Origin of the sequence: Sphingobium sp. B12D2B (assembly GCF_025961775.1) — a bacterium.
GTDB lineage: Bacteria > Pseudomonadota > Alphaproteobacteria > Sphingomonadales > Sphingomonadaceae > Sphingobium.
This window is the reverse complement of record NZ_JAOQOH010000001.1, coordinates 1,589,765-1,604,507: the sequence shown is the minus strand read 5'-3', so window position 1 is coordinate 1,604,507 and position 14,743 is coordinate 1,589,765. Positions and strand designations below refer to the sequence as shown.

General features: G+C 63.1%; 14 protein-coding genes and 1 tRNA gene. 6 read left to right on the top strand and 9 right to left on the bottom strand.

What is annotated here, in order from left to right; translation table 11 throughout:
* Nucleotides 1–110 precede the first annotated feature (110 nt).
* Genes M2335_RS07640 through M2335_RS07630 form a run of 3 tightly spaced genes read left to right on the top strand, consistent with a single transcriptional unit; the run spans nucleotide 111 to nucleotide 2,585 of the window.
* Complete coding sequence (locus tag M2335_RS07640; RefSeq protein WP_264575570.1) at nucleotides 111–1,106, top strand: PhoH family protein; 996 nt, start codon at nucleotides 111–113, stop codon at nucleotides 1,104–1,106.
* The gene (ybeY, locus tag M2335_RS07635; RefSeq protein WP_264570673.1) at nucleotides 1,099–1,641 is read left to right on the top strand and encodes an rRNA maturation RNase YbeY; all 543 of its coding nucleotides are present in this window, start codon (nucleotides 1,099–1,101) and stop codon (nucleotides 1,639–1,641) included. Before M2335_RS07640 ends, ybeY begins: the two co-directional genes overlap by 8 nt.
* An 8-nt stretch (nucleotides 1,642–1,649) precedes the next feature.
* On the top strand, nucleotides 1,650–2,585 hold the full coding sequence (locus M2335_RS07630; protein WP_264570674.1) for a hemolysin family protein: 936 nt from the start codon (nucleotides 1,650–1,652) through the stop codon (nucleotides 2,583–2,585).
* 46 nt (nucleotides 2,586–2,631) lie between these two features.
* On the opposite strand, the gene M2335_RS07625 is transcribed toward M2335_RS07630, so the two are convergent.
* The 5 genes from M2335_RS07625 to yajC all read right to left on the bottom strand — a co-directional run bounded on the left by M2335_RS07625 (nucleotide 2,632) and on the right by yajC (nucleotide 6,668).
* Nucleotides 2,632–3,159, bottom strand: coding sequence for an exonuclease domain-containing protein (locus tag M2335_RS07625; protein ID WP_264594301.1), 528 nt, complete (start codon nucleotides 3,157–3,159; stop codon nucleotides 2,632–2,634).
* Between the two features lie 169 nt (nucleotides 3,160–3,328).
* The gene (locus tag M2335_RS07620; RefSeq protein ID WP_264587421.1) at nucleotides 3,329–3,709 is read right to left on the bottom strand and encodes an Mth938-like domain-containing protein; all 381 of its coding nucleotides are present in this window, start codon (nucleotides 3,707–3,709) and stop codon (nucleotides 3,329–3,331) included.
* Nucleotides 3,710–3,743: 34 nt separating this feature from the next.
* Nucleotides 3,744–4,718: a protein translocase subunit SecF gene (secF, locus tag M2335_RS07615; protein WP_264594300.1), complete on the bottom strand. Its 975-nt coding sequence runs from the start codon at nucleotides 4,716–4,718 to the stop codon at nucleotides 3,744–3,746.
* A 12-nt stretch (nucleotides 4,719–4,730) separates the two neighbouring features.
* Nucleotides 4,731–6,329, bottom strand: a complete 1,599-nt coding sequence (gene secD / locus M2335_RS07610; protein WP_264594299.1) for a protein translocase subunit SecD — start codon at nucleotides 6,327–6,329, stop codon at nucleotides 4,731–4,733.
* Nucleotides 6,330–6,335: 6 nt separating this feature from the next.
* Nucleotides 6,336–6,668, bottom strand: a complete 333-nt coding sequence (yajC, locus tag M2335_RS07605) for a preprotein translocase subunit YajC (RefSeq protein ID WP_264594298.1) — start codon at nucleotides 6,666–6,668, stop codon at nucleotides 6,336–6,338.
* 302 nt (nucleotides 6,669–6,970) lie between these two features.
* Here yajC and M2335_RS07600 point away from each other — a divergent pair.
* Nucleotides 6,971–7,047: transfer RNA gene (locus M2335_RS07600), tRNA-Pro, on the top strand.
* A gap of 116 nt (nucleotides 7,048–7,163) precedes the next feature.
* Here M2335_RS07600 and M2335_RS07595 read toward each other — a convergent pair.
* Entirely contained in the window at nucleotides 7,164–8,063 is a 900-nt protein-coding gene (locus tag M2335_RS07595) for an isopenicillin N synthase family dioxygenase (protein ID WP_264594297.1), read from the bottom strand.
* Between the two features lie 191 nt (nucleotides 8,064–8,254).
* Between M2335_RS07595 and pcaD the strand changes: the two genes are divergently transcribed.
* On the top strand, nucleotides 8,255–9,022 hold the full coding sequence (gene pcaD, locus M2335_RS07590) for a 3-oxoadipate enol-lactonase (RefSeq protein WP_264594296.1): 768 nt from the start codon (nucleotides 8,255–8,257) through the stop codon (nucleotides 9,020–9,022).
* Nucleotides 9,023–9,182: 160 nt separating this feature from the next.
* A complete protein-coding gene (locus M2335_RS07585; RefSeq protein WP_264594295.1) occupies nucleotides 9,183–10,184 on the top strand; it encodes an isopenicillin N synthase family dioxygenase in 1,002 nt (333 codons plus the stop codon).
* Nucleotides 10,185–10,326: 142 nt separating this feature from the next.
* On the opposite strand, the gene M2335_RS07580 is transcribed toward M2335_RS07585, so the two are convergent.
* The 3 genes from M2335_RS07580 to M2335_RS07570 form a co-directional block, all read right to left on the bottom strand.
* Entirely contained in the window at nucleotides 10,327–12,741 is a 2,415-nt protein-coding gene (locus tag M2335_RS07580) for a TonB-dependent receptor (RefSeq protein WP_264594294.1), read from the bottom strand.
* A gap of 371 nt (nucleotides 12,742–13,112) precedes the next feature.
* Nucleotides 13,113–13,412 carry a hypothetical protein gene (locus M2335_RS07575; protein ID WP_181560002.1) on the bottom strand — a complete coding sequence of 100 codons (300 nt, stop codon included), beginning with the start codon at nucleotides 13,410–13,412 and terminating at the stop codon, nucleotides 13,113–13,115.
* A gap of 34 nt (nucleotides 13,413–13,446) precedes the next feature.
* A complete protein-coding gene (locus M2335_RS07570) occupies nucleotides 13,447–14,397 on the bottom strand; it encodes a mechanosensitive ion channel family protein (protein ID WP_181560003.1) in 951 nt (316 codons plus the stop codon).
* Between the last annotated feature and the right edge of the window lie 346 nt (nucleotides 14,398–14,743).

The following is a 14,743-nucleotide window of genomic DNA, read 5'->3' as shown; positions in this document are numbered from 1 at the left end:
ACGCCGAGACTTCGCGCTTGTCGCTCCCCCCGCCCTTCTGGCATGAAGCTTGGCAATGACAGACACTCTCATCGCGCCCCGCGCCCTGAGTCGACCGCTTGGTCGCCCGCTTGCCTAAGCGCCCCGTGCCCGCCCAGGCCGGAGAACGGGCCCGCCTCGAACTGGTCTTCGACAAGCCGTTTCTGCTCGGCGCCTTATTCGGGGAATATGACCAGAACCTTGTAGCCATCGAGAACCGCCTCGGCGTGTACATCTCCGCACGGGGTAACAAGCTGCAGATCGAGGGGAATGCGGAAGGCGCCGCCCGCGCGCGCGATGTCCTGCAGGGGCTCTATAATCGCCTCGCCGCCGGCCAGACGGTCGACAGCGGCGCGGTGGAGGCGGTGATCGCCATGTCCGCCGAGCCGACGCTCGATGGCATCATCCGGCATGATGTGTCGGAGCCGCCCAAGGTGATGATCCGCACCCGGAAGAAGACCATCGTGCCACGTTCGGCCAATCAGGGCGTCTATATGGACGCGCTGGCCCGCAACGAGTTGATCTTCGCCCTCGGGCCGGCCGGCACCGGCAAGACCTATCTTGCTGTGGCGCAGGCAGTGAGCCAGCTTATCACCGGCTCTGTGGACCGCCTGATTCTTTCGCGCCCCGCCGTCGAGGCCGGCGAGCGCCTGGGCTTCCTGCCGGGCGACATGAAGGAGAAGGTCGACCCCTATCTCCGCCCGCTTTACGATGCCCTCTACGACACGCTCCCCGCCGAGCAGGTCGAGCGGCGCATCGCCTCGGGCGAGATCGAGGTCGCGCCGCTCGCCTTCATGCGCGGCCGCACGCTCGCCAATGCCTTCATCATCCTCGATGAAGCGCAGAACACTACCATTGCGCAGATGAAGATGTTCCTCACCCGCTTTGGCGAAGGCAGCCGCATGGTGATCTGCGGCGACCCCAAGCAGGTCGATCTGCCGCAGCCCGGCGCATCGGGCCTCGCCGATGCGGTCGAGCGGCTGGAGGGCATTGAAGGCATCGCCGTTACCCGCTTCACCACGGCCGATGTGGTGCGCCACCCCATCGTCGGACGGATCGTCGCGGCTTATGAGGGCCCGAATGCTTGAAGTGCTGACCGAGGCCAGCCCGGAATGGGCCGAGAAGACCGACTGGAACGCGCTCGCTGATCGGGCGGTGCGCGCCGCGCTCGCGCAAACCTCGCAATCGGTGATCATCGACAGCGATGCTTGCGTCGAACTCTCCATCCGGCTGGCAGACGATGCCGAAGTCCAGCAGCTCAACGCCTCCTTCCGGGGAAAGGACAAGCCGACCAACGTCCTCTCCTTTCCGATGATCCAGAGCGATCTCATAGAATCCATCGAAAATAGCGACGATGGTGAGGTGCTGCTCGGCGACATCATCCTCGCCTACCAAACCTGCGCCCGCGAGGCGCTGGAACGCGCGGTTTCGCTGGAAAATCACGCGACACATCTCATCGTTCACGGCACGCTCCACCTGCTCGGCCACGATCATGAAAATGATGCCGAGGCCGAGGCGATGGAGCGCCTTGAAATACGAGCCCTTGAAACGCTGGGCATTGATGATCCATATGGGGATCGCGAGCCCGGCATGACCGGGCCGATTGACGAAACAGGGAATTGATCCAGAAGATGTCGGAGACATCCGCACCGTCCCCCTCCAAAGAGGGCGACAGTAGTAGTAGCAGCGAAGGCGGACGAATATGGCAGGGCCTCAAAGCCCTGCTTTTCGGCGATAATGGATCGACCAGCCTCAGGCACGAGCTTGAGAGCGTCATCGAGCAATATGACGATCAGGAAGATGAGACGTCCCGTAAGGGCGACCTCACCCCGATCGAGCGTCAGATGCTCCGCAACATGCTGCATTTCAGCGAGCATACGGTGGACGATGTCGCTGTGCCCCGCGCGGACATCATCGCCATTTCGCAGGATGCCAGCTTTACGGAGCTTATGGCGCTTTTCGCTCAGGCCGGCCACAGCCGCATCCCCGTCTACAAGGACACGCTCGATCATGTCACCGGCATGATCCACATTCGCGATGCCTTCGCCATTCTGGCGCGCGGAGAAGCGCACCCGGAGTCGCTGGAGACGCTGATCCGTCAGCCGCTCTATGTGCCGCAGAGCATGGGCGTGCTGGACCTGCTCGCCGAAATGCGCGCCAAGCGCACGCACCTCGCCATCGTGCTCGATGAATATTCCGGTACGGACGGTCTGCTGACCATCGAGGATCTCGTCGAGGAAATCGTCGGCGATATCGAGGACGAGCATGACGAGGAACCGGAGGCACTGCTGGTGCCGCTGGAAGATGGCATGTGGGATGCCGACGCCCGCGCCGAGCTGGAAGATATCGCCCGGACCATCGATCCGCGCCTTGCCGAGGTCGACTCCGACGTCGACACCATTGGCGGTCTGGCTTTTGTGATCGCGGGGCGCGTGCCGGAGACCGGCGAAATCATCGAGCATGAGCCGAGTGGCTGGCGCATCGAAATCGTCGAGGCCAATCCGCGCCATGTCGCGCGGGTGCGCCTGCATCCGCCCGAGGCACTGGCCGACGATCTGGAGCAGTAGGCCGAGGCTGCCGGACGATCCCTGGCGGCCAGTTCGGCGCAGTCTTTTAAGCGGCGCGCACCGCTGGTCTGGCCATTTCGCTCTCGGCAATCAGACCCGCCATGAGCTGGGCCAGCCAGCGCGCATCATCCTCGGCGCGGTGGCGCCGCGCGCGCTGACGATCGGCTGCATCGAGCAGCCGCGTCAGGACCGTGCGGTCCGTATCGTGAAAGAGGCGAAGCTCGGCGAGACAGCGGATCGGCAGATATGTGGGTTCGCCCGCTGCAGCAAAGAGCGTGCGCGACCACGCATCATCGAAATAGCTGTCGGCAATCACCTCATGCCCAGCCACGGCCGCGCGCAATTGCCGTGCGACGCAGCGGGCATCTAGCCCATCGCGCTCCAGCTGCGCACGCGAAATGCCGTGCAGGCTCTCGGCTTCCTCGCTCCACTGCCAGTCGGCCCAGTCCGCATGAGGACGGATCAGCCAGGATCGGCTCCGGCCTTCGGTGCTGGCAATGCCGACTTCAATGGGGAAAGACCGGCCATATTGCGGCAGGCAGGACGCTTCAAAATCAACGGCGATGACGGCCATGCGACATACTCACATAAGGAGCTGCCCCATCACGCTCCATCCTCACCCGTACAGGACGCCCGTTGCCGGATTTTGTTCCTGCCTTTTCTGATCCTGGAAACAGGTCTAGCGGACTGAGGTTAAGAATTCGCGTCCTGCCCGGCGCTTCGGGCGCAGGCTGGTCGCTTGCTCATCGATGCGGGAGCAGCGCTCCGACGATCTGCCGGTCTTCCTGTCGCAGCACACCCCACGCGCGAGCCGCCGCGCGGCTGTCCATGGCTTCGACGCCGATCCCCATGGCTTCGATGGCGCGGACGAACGCTGCCGAGGGCCTGACCAGCCTGGGTCCAGTGCCGAGCAGGAGAAATTCCGCCGGCGGGTCGAGATCCAGGATCGGGCGCAGCATCTCGACCGTCAGTTGGTCGATGATCGCCGGCGCGTCCCACGGGACCACGCCAGACGGATCGATCAGGATGCCGCTGTCGAACACATGATCGCGCACGCGAAAGCCGCGCCCGGCAAAGCCGGTGATGACCGGGCCCGCGGGCTTCTCGTCGCGGAGCAGTTCCATGCTCTTTCCTCCCCGCCCGACGGATGCCGCGAGATCAGCGCGGCATCGTCTCGTTCTTGAGGGTCCGCTCGGCGCCGGCCACCTGACCGCCCGCCTTAGCAACGAAGCTGTCCGAGCCGACCTTGGTCCACACCAGCAGCGGCGCGGACATGTACATCGACGAATAGGTGCCGACGAAAATGCCGAACAACATGGCGGCGGTGAAGCCGAAGATCACTTCCGGCCCGAGGAGCAGCAGCACCACCAGTGTGATGATGATCGTCAGCGAGGTCATCACCGTGCGTGCGAGCGTCTCGTTGATCGAGAGGTCAAGCAGCGGAACCAGCTCCATCTTGCGATATTTGCGCAGATTTTCGCGGATACGGTCATAGATGACGATGGTGTCGTTGAGCGAATAGCCGATGATCGTCAGCAGGGCCGCGACGATGTTCAGGTTGAACTCCATCTGGGTGAGCGCGAACAGCCCGAAGGTGAGCGCCACGTCATGGAACAGCGCAAACAGCGCGCCGAGACCGAACTGCCACTCGAAGCGGAACCAGATGTAGATGGAGATCGCCAGCATCGCGAAGAACATCGACCAAGCGCCAGTCTCGAACAGTTCGCCCGAGACCTTGCCGGACACGGTATCGACACTGCCGAACACCGCATCGGGATGGGCCTTGAGGATCGCCGCCTTAAGCCGCTCGGCAGCCTGGTTCGCGGCATCCTCGCCACCCTCGGGCAAGGAGGTACGGATCGAGACGTCCTTCGCCGAGCCGAACTGCTGGATATTCGCCTCCCCCTTCACCGCCGCATCCACGGTGCCGCGCAGCGCATCGAGATTGACGGGTTGCGAGAAAGTGACCCGCATCATCTGGCCGCCGACGAAATCGACGCCCAGATTGAGGCCGCGCGTGGCCACCAGGGCAATCGACGCGATGATCGAGATCATGCTGATCGCCATGGCGACATGGCGCCATTTGAGGAAGCCGATGTTGGTGTTGTCCGGGACAAGCTTGAGCAAGCGCATTGGTCTTGTCCCTCAGATCGTCAGTGTCGTCGGCCGCTTGCGCAGCCAGAAGGAAGCGAACAGGCGCGTCACCGTCACGGCCGTGAAGACCGAGGTGAAGATGCCGATGGTGAGCACGACTGCGAAGCCCTTGATCGGCCCGGAGCCGAAGTAGAACATCAAAGCGGCAGCGATCACGTTGGTCGTGTTGGCGTCAAAGATCGCGCGCTGCGCTTCCTTATAGCCTGTCTCGACGGTCTGCATGATGCTCCGCCCCCGTCGCTGCTCCTCGCGGATGCGCTCGTTGATCAGCACGTTGGCGTCCACCGCCGCGCCGACCGTGAGCACGAACCCGGCTATGCCCGGCAGGGTTAGCGTCGCATTGAACAGCGCCATGATGCCGACGATCATCAGCACGTTGAAGATCAGTGCCAGGTTCGCGTAGATGCCGAAGCGGCCATAAGCCATGACCATGATCAGCAGCACCGCAGCCGTTGCCACGCCGCCGGCGATGATACCCTTGCGGATGGAATCAGCGCCAAGATCCGGCCCGACCGTACGTTCTTCCACCACCGTCAGTTTCACCGGAAGCTGGCCGGAGCGCAGCGCGATCGCCAGCTGGTTGGCGCTTTCCACGGTGAAGTTGCCGCTGATCTGCGCCGATCCGCCGAGGATGGGCTCGTTGATGTTGGGCGCCGAAAGCACCGTGCCATCGAGGATCATTGCGAACGGCTTGTTCACGTTCTGCTGCGTGGTGCGCGCGAACTTGTTGGCACCCGAGCTATTGAAGCGGATGCTCACCACCGGCGCATTGGTCTTGGGATCATAGGATTGCTGGGCGTCGATCAGCTCATCGCCCGCCACCATGGTCTGCCGCTTCACCGCGATGACCGGCTGGCCGAGTGGATTGTCTGGATACGGCACAAGCACGCTGCCCACCGGCGCGATGCCACGCGCCAAGTCGGCCGGATTGGCCGTCGTGTCGACCAGCTTGAACTCAAGCTGCGCGGTCTGGCCGAGCAGATCCTTGAGCTGAGCGGGGTCCTGAAGGCCCGGCACCTGCACGACGATGCGATTGCTGCCCTGGCGGATGATGGTCGGCTCGCGCGTGCCCATCTCGTCGATGCGCTTGCGGATGACTTCCGTCGCCACTTCCATGGCGCTCTCGACGGCTGCGTTGATGCCGGCCTCGGTCGGCGTCACGACGATGGTGCTGCCATCGCGCACCTGCACATCGAAGTCGCGCTGGCCCGTGAGGCCGGCGCCGCGCGTCAGCGGACGGATGCGCTCGACGGCGGCATCCACCTGCGAGGCATCGCGCACCATGAAGCGCAGCGCATTGCCCTGCGTCGACATCTCGCCAATGGCGATGCGGCTATCAGCCCGCCGTAGATCGACGCGGATCGCTTCCTCGATATTCTGAATGCGCTGGCGCGCCACGTCCTTCGTGTCCGCCTCGAGCAGAATGTGACTTCCGCCGGAGAGGTCGAGGCCCAGATTGACGCGCGCCTGCATGAAGCGCGGCAATTGCGAATAAGTCCGGTCGGGCAGGAAGCTGGGCACGGCATACAGGCTGCCGACGACCAGCGCCACAAGGACGAGCCAGATCTTCCAGCGGGGAAAGTCGAGCATGGCCCGTCAGTCGTTCGCGGGCTTGGCGGTCATCGGATCGACGACATCGCTCAGGGTCGCCTTGACCGCCTTCACCTTGATGCCCTGGCCGAGCTCGACGTCCACATAGGTGTCGTCCACCCGGGCCACCTTGCCGACAAGACCGCCGCCGGTGACGACCTGATCGCCCTTCTTGACCGCGCCGATCTTGGCACGATGCTTCTTCATCTGCTGCTGCTGCGGACGAATGAGCAGGAAGTAGAACACCGCAAAGATCAGGATCAGCGGAACGAAGCTCATGAAGCTGGCCATTCCCGAAGAGCCTGGTGCAGCGGCGGCGAGTGCAAAAGTTGTGAACATTGCGATCCTTGAGCAGGGCAATCAGCAGATGGATGACAGCGCGCCCCGCAGATGCGGCCTCACGCACACTGTTTCAAGGGCGCGCGGCTAGCATATCGCCCCGGTGCAGGCAACCGAGATCGCCGGGCGCCCTTCCCCCGCGCCACCGCCGCGCCGCGCGCCGGCCGAGCAAAGCGCGCCGAACAATCGCCCCGTCACCCCGCCCCGCCTGCCGGCCACCAGCAAAATGAAAAATCATGCGCAAGGAGGCGCCAACGGACCTTGCAACTTCCGCGCGATACGCCTAGGAGCGCACCTCCGGTCGGGACGTAGCGCAGCCTGGTAGCGCATCACACTGGGGGTGTGGGGGTCGGAGGTTCGAATCCTCTCGTCCCGACCAAATCAATTACAAACATGGCTGGACTGACCGCGTGACACCTCGCGCGGCAGCGTTTGGGCGAGCCTTGAACGCCGCCTTCAAGAGGGCGTTACAGGTCGTTCGCTGACCGCCAGACTTCAAAACCCCTGAGCTTCAAAGCCGTTTTTCAGGTGCTGAGCGACCGCTATGGGCGGATAGAGCGGCACTTCCCCATCAGCGAGGCAGGAAGGCAGGCACGCGATTTCCTGCTGCGGCGCACCGGTCAGGAAGAATGGCGCAGAATATCGATCCACACCTGCCGTGTTCACCACTCTGTGAACCGAAGATCTGTACCGGCCATTGGTCCAGCGCTCGAACAGATCGCCAACGTTGACGACGAGGCTCCCCGGCAAGGGGGTAGCGTCGATCCAGCCTGCGGCATCGCGATCAAACACCTGCAGGCCGCCGACATCATCCTGAACGAGCAAAGTCAGGCTTCCAAAGTCGGAATGCGCCCCTGCCCCGCAGGCGGCAGCGGAATAATGGACGAGCCGCACAGCAGCGATTGGGTCCTTACAGAAAGCCGAAAAATAATCGCGCGGCAGATCGAGCGAGACAGCGAAGCCCGCCATGAGCCGCCGGGCGATATCGTGCATGGCAGTAACATGCACGAGCATGAAAGCTTTGAAAGCAGGAAGCCCGGCCGGCCACAGATTGGCAGGCTCGTGCACGTCCTCACGCCCAAGATAATATTCTTCCTTCAGCGGTTGCTGGAGCGCGCCTTCGCTGGTGCGACCGCCCATCAGCGCATACCCGCGCCCACCCGGCGTTCCCTCGTTTGCAATGGCGCGTTTTTCGGTCTCCGACAGGGCGAACAGGGATTCGGCGTGTTTCAGCACCAAGCCCAGACGCTCCTGGCTGAGGCCGTGACCGACCAAATAGAAGAAGCCGTGCTGCAGGCTCGCTTGTTTCAGGCGCTCAACTGCGGTCCTTCTTATGCTGGTATCGTCGCTTTCCAGTGCCGACAGATCGATGATCGGAAGCGCAAAGTCACTCATCTAAGGATGCCCATCTTCATAGATACCAGCGCAGCCAAGTTAGCCTCATCTCGAAGAGGCCGGTTGTGCAATTTGGGCATGGTGACCGTACCGCTTTTGAAACAGCGGGTTGATCAGCAATATGCGAACTGGGACGGAAGGAGTCCCTTATGCCGTTTATCCGTTCGTTCGATCAGGCCCGGCTGAATGTCATGGTCGAGGGTCCGCAAGATGCACCAGCGATCCTCTTTGCGCACTCCGTCGGTTGCGATCTGACCTTATGGGACCGGCAAGCAGCAGACCTCAACGACCGATACCGCATCATTCGCTACGACACACGCGGACATGGCGCGAGCGATGCTCCCGAAGGGCCTTACAGCGTCCAGCAGCTTGCGGGTGACGCGTGCGCCATATTGGACACGCTTGGGGTCGAACGGGCGCATCTGTGTGGACTGTCACTTGGCGGAACGATGGGCCAGTTCATGGCCCTTAATATGCCGAAACGACTGGCCAGCTTGACGCTATGCGACACAGCGGCCCGGCTGGGAACGGTGGAAGGCTGGCAGCAACGGATCGACACTGCGCTTTCGGGCGGGATGGAAGCTCTGGTCGACATGTCGCTTCTGCGATTCTTCTCCGACGAGTTCCGCAGCAGCGATCCGGCGACAATCGCTGAGTTTCGCGATACATTCCTCGCCACCCCGGCGCATGGTTTCGCCGGATGCTGCGCGGTCTTGCGCGATTGCGACTTCACACGGGATCTCGCATCGATCGCCGTCCCGACCTTGGTGATGACCGGCCGGAACGATGTGCCCACGCCGCCTTCCGACAGTGAAGCCCTGGCATCCGGCATTCCCGGCGCGCAGCTTGTTCTGCTCGATGCAGGACATATCTCTGCTAGGGAGGACCCTGAAGCCTTCACCGAGGCGCTCCTCACCCATATCGAGCGCAATCAAGCCGTCGATCCAGCTGCGCGATGAGGTCGCCGGCCCAGCGAAGCCTAGCCGTGGCGCAACCTGACGCGTTGCAATTCGCGCAAGCAAACCGGACGGGAATAGCATTACCTGCTTCCGACTTGGCCTGTCACCTTATGCACCGGAATTCCAGGTGCAAAAAAATGGGTGAGCGAGAATGGACGCTATGATTCAGGATGAAGACCGCCTGATCGCACAGGCTGTAGAACTTTCCCAAGTTCCGCTGATCGACTTTTCGCCTTTCCTCAACGGCGACGCCAACGCGCGGCGTGAGGTGGCCCGACAGATCGCCGAGGCCTGCGCCACCATGGGGTTCTTCTACCTCACGGGCCACGGCGTGCCGACCGAGATGCGACAGGCCGTCTTCGACCGAGCGACGGATTTCTTCCATTTGCCGATGGAGGATAAGGAGGAAGTGCGCGTCAACGACGAACTCAACCGGGGCTGGATCTATGCGGGGGATCGGGAGAAGCTGAACGCGAATAGCCGGGTCTTTGAGCAGTATCGCATCCAGCGAGAGTTCGACCCTGACGACCCGCTGCTCAAAACCGGGAACCCCTTCTACCAGCAGAACAGATGGTCATCCAAGGTCGACAACTTCGACAAGGATTGCATGACCTATTATGACATAATGTCGCATCTCGCGAAGGAATTGATCCACGCCTTCGCCCTTGGGCTGGACCTGCCGGAAGACCGTTTCGACCGCTACTTCCAGAACTCAACCTCGCAGATCAGCCTGATGTACTACCCTTCTCTCCCCGAAGGCGCAGGCAACGAAATAAAGAATTTGAGCGCCCATGTCGACGAAGGTCCGCTCGTGATCCTCGCCCAGGGTGAGATTGGCGGGCTTGAACTCAAGACGCTGGACGGGCGCTGGATTTCCGCCCCGCCGGTGCCTGGGGCCTTCACGGTCAACATCGGTAACATGATGATGTGGTGGTCGAACGGGCGCTATCGTTCGACGCTTCACCGCGTGCGCAATACCTCGCGCGTCGAGCGCTTGTCGGTGCCGTTCTTCTGGAACGCCGATCACGACGTGGTTGTCGAGCCGCTGGAGGAACTGGTGGCGCGTGACGGTGAAGCGAAGTTTCCGCCGGTCCATGTCGGCGCCTTGCTTGGGCGGTTCTACAAATCTTCGGTCTACATACCGTTCGACGACAAGAAATAGGCGCCGCGAGTCACGTCACGCGCGGACGGTCGCGGTGTGGCTGATGCCAGAACGCAATCGCGCCCGGCAAGCCTGAGCCTGCCGGGCGCAATGTTGATCGGTTCAACCGGTCACGCGGCGACCTCAGCCGCCGCGTGAATCCTCAGAACTTGTAGCCGACCGTCAGACCATAGGTGCGCGGCGGGAGCCAGGTCACGCCGAGAAGGCGGCCTGTCGCCAGAGCGAAGGTGCTGCTCGGGCGGAACACGTCGAACAGGTTCTTGGCCCAGAGCTGCGCGCGGATGCGGCCGTCGTTGGTCTCGTAGGCCAGCGAGGCATCGACCATGGTGTAGGCCGCGCTGCTTTCGATCTCGCGCATATACTCGCTGAAGTAAGTGCGGCTCTTATAGGAGACGTCCACGCTCGGCGTGAAGGTGCCGATGGGCGCGATCACATCATATTCGCCGTGCAGGTTCCACGACCAGCGCGGGCTGTTCCGCGTGTCGTTGCCGGCGAGCTGGATGTTGCCGCCGCTCGGGGCGCCAAAGGCCGTCGGATCGGGGTTGGTCACGGCGTTATACGGCGTGCCACCGGCGATGTTGGCCGGGTTGAGCGGATCGAGCGTCAGATAATCGACGAAATGCGCATCCGTGTAGGAGAGCGCACCACTCAGCCGCAGGCCGGGCATCGGGCGCAGCATTGCGTCGAGCTCGATGCCCTTTGCGCGTGTCTTGGCCGCGTTCTGGAAGATCGTGGTGTAGCCCGTCGGTCCACCGGCGATCGTCTTGTTCAGTTGCAGGCCGTTCAGCGTGTAAGCATAGCCAGCGAGGTTCACGGTCAACATGCGGCCGAAGCTCGCCTTGATGCCCGCCTCATGGTTGAACATCTTCTCGGGGTTCACGATGGTGGTGCTGCCTGCGGCATTCTCACCCGAGCCGGCCTTGAAGCCTTCCGAATAGGTGTAATAGAGCAGGATGTCCTGATTGGCCTTCCAGACCAGCCCGGCTTCCGGCGTGAAGTCGCGGAAGGTCTTCTCCACATGCGTGCCCGCGGCGGTGTAGCGGAGCACCGGCCCCACGCCGTTGCGGGTGATGATGATGGAGGGGTTCTCCGACTCCACATGCTCACTGCTCCAGCGGCCGCCGAGCTTCACGCTGAGGCCCGAGAGCGCCTCGCTGAACATGCCAAGCCCGATCTCATACTGGCCGAAGATCGAGAAGGCCTCGGTCAGCAGGTTCGAGCGCGTGCAGACGCGCTTGGGCGCGATGATGTTGCTGCCGCCGGTCACGCCGTTGGGCGAGTAACCGCACAGGCCATAGGCCTCGTTCAGATCGATGCCGGCAGCCTGCAGCACGCCGATATTCTGCGCCATGCCGGTCCGGTTCGCGAGGCCCACATTGTCGATCGGCCGCTGGCGTTCATGGAAGAAGAACACGCCGATGGTGCCGTTCACCCATTCGGACTGCAGGCCGAGGCGCAACTCGTTGCTCCACTGCTTGCTGTCGATCCGGCGCTCCTGCACCGTGGTCGCCTGACCGTTGGTCAGCAGGCTGTCGATCACCGCCGAAAGGTCGAGGTCCTGGAACAGCGAACTCTTGAAGGAGCGGTAGTTGGCGATGTTGGTGACCGTCAGCGCATCGTTGAGCGGCACATTGAGCGTGCCGGTGAAGGCATAGGTCTCGGTCTCAGTGCCCGGGCTGGATTCCGTCGCGAGATCACGCGGGTTGGTCGCATAGCCGCCTACGCCGAGCGGCGCGAGACGGGCCACGCCGGGGAAGGATGCGCGCAGATAATGGATCGCGCCGGAAGCATCGCTCTGGCGGAAATATTCACCCGAAACCAGCAGCGTCGCCTCGCGGCCAAGATCGAACTCGAGCGAAGCGCGGCCCATGCGGCGGTTGAGATCGTCGACATCCTTGCCGGAGACCGGGTTGACGCCATAGCCGTCGCGGTTCTCGGTCTTGATCGCCAGACGGGCGCGAATGCCCTCGGTGATCGGGCCGCTGATCGCGGCTTCGGTCGTCAACGCATTATAGCTGCCATAGCCGATGCGGCCATAGCCCGAGAAGATGTCCGTCGGGCGGGCGGTGATGACGTTGATCGACCCACCCACCGCGTTGCGGCCATAGAGCGTGCCTTGCGGGCCGCGCAGCACCTCAATGCGCTCCAGATCGAAGAGCGAGGTGAGCTGGGCCTCGGCGCGGGCCACGTAAGCACCGTCGACGTGGAAGGCCACGCCGGTGGAACTGCCCGTGGTCGAGGTGTTGGCACCCACGCCACGAATGAAGATCTTCGCCTGATTGAAATCGCTGCCGAAGTTCACCGACGGCACGATCGTCTGCAGGTCAGAGATGCTGTTGACGCCAGCGCTGGCGATCCGGTCGGCGCCCAAGGCACTGACGGCGGCGCCCACATCTTGCAGCGATTGCTCGCGCTTCTGGGCGGTGACGATGATCTCCATGCCGTCATCGGCGGCGGTCGCTGTCTGGGCGGCCTGCGGGGTTTGGGCGAGGGCGCTCGTCGAGGCGAGGAGCAGCGCGGGGATGGACGCTTGGATGGACAGGGAAATCCGTTTCATTCTCTCTCTTCCGTTTCTGTTATGCTGGCCCTGCGGGATGGGCATGCATGTTCAATGCGCCCGCACTCACTGAATGCAAGACCCGACTGCCCCAAAGGGCAGCGATATCGTTCATTCGAGACACAGGTGTAGCCTTTGCGCCACGGCTCGCTTTGACCCACGTCAAACCGCCCCGCGCCTTGTCGACACGCGTTGCAAATGCGCATCTGTGCTCGCGAAGGAGGGGCGCCATGCTGGCATGAAGAGCAGCGATGCGCAGTCCGGACGCTACGGAAACGGGAAGCGCCCGAGCCGGCGGTGGCCGGCTCGGGCGCTCGATGATCGGGCGGATCGTCCGCGACGATCCTCAAGAGAGGGAAACGGTGTCGGCGCTATTCCGGTATGGAGCCGTCCTCGTCGTCCATATTCTCCTCGCCTTCATAGGCGCCCATGTCGATGAGGCCGCTGCGATCCATCTGGTTCATCGTGTCCACCAGGTCCGGCGCATCGATGGGCATCACTTGAGCGGGATTCGGCTTGCCGCCATGCTCGGTTTCGGGCTCGCCGCGATAGGGATTGGCCTGCGCATCGGCGGCGACATCCTGCGCCTGCGTGCCGCTTTCATCCTGCTCGGCATTGTCCTTGTCGGGATCGTTGAAGTCCAGCGGCGGGGTTTTCTGACTCTGCGTCATGGATAGGCCTCCTATAATGCCGGGGACCAAGCCCTCAGCCTTCGGAGGAAGAACGCGCCCCTGCCCCATCGGTTGCCGCGCCCTGCCCCGGCCGCAAGGCGTCCAGTCCAGCCTCGCCCTCCTGGCCGAACAGGCCGCGCACCCGGATTTCCTGCTGCGGCAGCGGGATTTCGATGGCATTCTGGCGCAGGGCATCGTCGATCGCCCAGCAATAGGTCGCCAGCGTGCGCCCCGGTCGTTTGACGGCGGACAGGGTGGGCCAGACGACCAGTTCGAACTTGAGCGCGTTCTCGCCATAGCCGACGAGCCAGACCTGCGTGCGCTTGCGCCCGGCATCCGGCAAGGTCAGCGGCACGGCCTTGGCCGCCTCGATCACGGCGTCGCGCACCTTCTCCTTGTCGGCATTAAGAGCCGTGCGGAAGGGAATGTGGACGCGGCGGGTCATGCGGTTGCGCGTCCAGTTGGTCACCTTGCCGTCGATGAGGTTGGCATTGGGCACGAGCATGTCGACATCGTCATTGGTCAGCACCGCCGTGGCGCGCGGGCCAATGGAGCGGACCTCGCCCATGGTGCCGTCTTCCAGTTCGACGAAATCGCCCACTTCGATGCTCCGGTCGAACAGTAGCACCAGACCGCCCACGAAGTTGCGCACGATATCGCGCAGCCCCAGGCCGATGCCGACACCCAGCGCACCGGCGAACAGGGAGAGCGCGGACAGGTCGACTCCCAGCGCCGACACCGCCGCTGCAAGCCCGAAGGCGACGATGACATAGCGTGCGATCTGCCCGCCGATATGAATGGCGTGGGAGCGTTCCTCCCCCATGGTCTGCTGCGCGCGGCGCACGAACTTCTTGAGCAGCCACACCGCCAGCAGCGCCGTCGAGAAGACGACGATGGCCGAGATGATCGCGCCGATGGTGAGCCCGGACGCCCCGATATAGGCGATGGGTTGGGTCAGCAGTGCATCGGCGCCGTTCAAAGCCACATGGCCTCCTGTGGAGTGACCGCACCGTGAGGGCCGGCTATCGGGATGTCAAATCGGTGGCTTGGTCGAAAAGTTCCGGGCCTCCTCAAGTGCCTCACTTGTCCCGTTGCAAGACAAGCTGTCGCAAAACGGCTTCGCGCGGAGCCATGTCGTGCTATTCCGCAGGACATGGAAACCCGGCGTGATGCCATTTACTATCAGCAACTCGCCCGGGTGGCGCGCTTGAAGGCCGACAACTGTGGCGATGCAGACGTCGCCCGCCGCCTGCGCGAGGCCGCTATATTGCATGAGCGCACTGCCCGCCGCCTCCAGCGGGAAGGATCGCCGAGCCAGCCCGAAGAATAAT